General features: G+C 67.0%; 2 protein-coding genes. Both read right to left on the bottom strand.

The window, feature by feature from the left end:
• Positions 1 to 102: 102 nt before the first annotated feature.
• A complete protein-coding gene (locus ACTHLF_RS11760; RefSeq protein WP_440327530.1) occupies positions 103 to 2,088 on the bottom strand; it encodes a methyl-accepting chemotaxis protein in 1,986 nt (661 codons plus the stop codon).
• Positions 2,089 to 2,305: 217 nt separating this feature from the next.
• Positions 2,306 to 3,040, bottom strand: a 735-nt coding sequence (locus ACTHLF_RS11755) for a phosphoenolpyruvate carboxylase (RefSeq protein WP_440327529.1), incomplete at its 5' end; no start/stop codon positions are given.

The following is a 3,040-nucleotide window of genomic DNA, read 5'->3' as shown; positions in this document are numbered from 1 at the left end:
CGTAGGAGCCCACCCTGTGGGCGACATCTTTCGCGATAACGCCACAGGCCCTGTGGCTCTTCCGCGAACGGCGTCGCCCACAGGGTGGGCTCCTACGTTGCGTTAAAGCCGGAACACCTCAACCACCCGCGCCAGCTCAGCCGCCTGGTCTTCCAGGCTCTTCGCCGCCGCGGCGGCCTCTTCCACCAGCGCGGAATTCTGCTGGGTGGAATCATCCATGCGCGACACGGCCTGGTTGATCTGGCCGATCTGCTCCGACTGGGCGGTAGACGCGCGGCTGATGTCGCCCATCAGGTCCGCCACGTCGCGGATGCGCCCGATCACGGCCTGCATGTTGTGGCCCGCCTCGGTGACCAGGCCATGCCCGGCATCCACCTGTGCGACCGACTCGGTGATCAACGCCTCGATCTCCTTTGCCGCCGTCGCACTCCGCTGCGCGAGGTTACGCACTTCCTCGGCCACCACGGCAAAGCCCTTGCCCTGCTCGCCGGCGCGCGCGGCTTCCACCGCGGCGTTGAGTGCCAGGATGTTCGTCTGGAACGAAATGCCGTTGATGATGCCGATGACATCGGCGATACGCTGCGCGGAGGCCTGGATGCCGTTCATCGACGCGACGGCCTCGGCCATCGCCCCCGCCTCCTGCTGGACGGCGACGCTGGCGCCTTCGGCGAGCGCACTGGCGCGTGCCGCGTTGCCTGCGTTGTCGCGCACCGTCCGGGTCAGCACATCGAGGCTCGCCGCGGTCATCTGCAACTCGGCGGCCTGCCGCTCGGTGCGCATCGACAGGTCGGTGTTGCCGGCAGCGATCTCGGAGGTGCTGCTGGTCATGCTGCCGGTCGCGCGGCGCACGGAATCGGCGATCGAACCGAGGCCGTCGCCAATGCCGTCGATCGCGTTCATGAGCTGGCCGATCTCGTCGCCGCGCGTGGAGGCGAGCCGCGCGGTGAGGTCGCCCTCGGCGAGGCGGCTGGCTGCCTGCACCGCCGCCGACAGCGGCCGGGTGATGCGCACGCGGATAGCGATGAACAGCAGGACGCAGAGCACGCCAACGATCACCAGGCTGCTGCCAATCGCGGCGTTGCGCAGCTGGCGCACCGGTGCATAAAGCTCATCCATGTCCACGGTGCCCGTGACCATCCAGTGCCATGCCGGGTCGGTCGCGAACACGGCGAGACGCTCCACGTCACGCCCATCGACGGCCACGCGATAGCGCGCCTCGCCCTTCCCTGCCGAAAGCATCGGTGCGTAGACCGGCTTGCCGTCCACGCCGAGCAAGGTCAGCGCCGCCCCATCCGCCTGGCCAGCGGCGTCCGCCAGCGCGGGATCCACGATATACGAGCCATAGCGCTTGCCCGCGCTCGCGTCGATCACCGAGTAATGCCCGGTCTCGCCGATACGGATCGATGCGATCTGCTCGCGCAGCGCATCCATTTCCTTGCTGATCTCCACGCCGACGAACCAAACGCCGATGACGTTGCCCGAGGCATCGCGGATCGGCTCGTAGCGGGTGATGTAGGGCTTGCCGAACAGGATTGCCGGGCCGCCATAGCCCTTGCCGGCCAGCTGCAGCGGGAATGCAGGGTGTGCGTGATCGATCGAAGTGCCGACGGCGCGCGAGCCATCCTGCTTCTTCAGCGAGGTGGTCACGCGGATGAAGTCCTGGCCATCACGCACGAACATCGTGGCCACCACATGGGCACGGTCGGAGAACTCATCCACGACGGTGAAATCGCCATTGATGGCCTTCCCGCCCAGGGTCATCGTGGGCACGGTGCGCTCGCCCATGGTCACCCGGTGCACGGTGTCGGTCGCCAGCCTGTTCGCGGGGAAATAGCTCTCGAACACGGCGAGGAAGCGATCTGACTCCGCCAGCAGCGCGCCGCTGAACGTGTTCACCATGGCGATGATGGCGTGGTTGCCACGGCCCAGGTCATCGCGCGAACGTGTCTCGAGCTCGTGCGAGACGCGGGTCGTGACGAGCACGGTCAGCAGCGCGATGCCAAGGGAGACGATGGCGACGACCAGCAGCGTAAGGCGCGCGCCCACGCTGAGGCCGCGCCAGCGGGCGCGACGGAGGGTGTCTTTCATGGGGAACCTGCTTCGAAAACTGAGGAGCCGCAAGAAATGCAGCCCATGTAACGGCGTTTTCGGCAGGGTTACAGTTTGCTTTAATCCCAGCCCGCGTGAGACACGGCCGTAGGAGCCCACCCTGTGGGCGACCTCTTTCGCGAAAGAGCTACAGGTCTTGTAGCGTTACCGCGAAAGGCGTCGCCCACAGGGTGGGCTCCTACCGAATGGGGTTACCTCACCCCGTATTCTGCAGCCCCTGCGACACCCCGTTCACGCAGGCGACCAGCGCGTTGAGCAAGGCATCGTCCTTCCCGCCCGTGGCGCGCCAGCGCTTGAGCAGGTCGACCTGGAGCAGGCTCATCGGGTCGACGTACGGGTTGCGCAGGCGGATCGACGTGGCCAGGCGTGGCTCGCGCTGGAGCAGTTCCTTCGCACCCTTCAGCTTGAGGACCCAGCGCACCGTCCGCTCGAACTCCTCACGGATCTTTGGGAAGAAGCGTGCATGCAGGGGCCCGGCGAGTTCGGAGAAGGCCTCGGCGATATCGATGTCCGCCTTGGCCAGGACCATCTCGACATCGTCGAGCATGGTGGTGAAGAAAGGCCACTCGTGCGCCATGCGCCCCAGCACCTCCTCACCGGACTCCTTCGCCACCGCCTCCAGCGCGCTGCCCAGGCCATACCAGCCGGTGAGCACCGCACGGCACTGGGTCCAGGAAAACACCCACGGGATCGCGCGCAGGTCCTCGACGCCCTTCATGCTGCGCCGCCTTGCGGGGCGCGAGCCCAGCGTCATGCGTTCGATCACATCGATCGGCGTGGCGCCGCGGACGTAATCGACGAAGCCATCCATGTCGACGAACGCGCGGTACGCCTTGCGGCTTTCGTCGGAGAGACGAACCATCACGTCCTTCCAGCCGGCCTCGCGCACCTCGGGGCCGCGCGGGCGCAGCGAGGCACGCATGACGGCGCC

Origin of the sequence: Luteibacter sp., from assembly GCF_051958795.1 — a bacterium.
Taxonomy (GTDB): Bacteria; Pseudomonadota; Gammaproteobacteria; order Xanthomonadales; family Rhodanobacteraceae; genus Luteibacter.
The sequence above is the reverse complement of the archived record's forward strand: the minus strand, read 5'-3'. Positions and strand labels throughout refer to the sequence as shown.

Excerpts from the sequence above, each read along its gene's own strand:
- ACTHLF_RS11760 (WP_440327530.1), bottom strand. The coding sequence starts at position 2,088 with ATGAAAGACACCCTCCGTCGCGCCCGCTGGCGCGGCCTCAGCGTGGGC.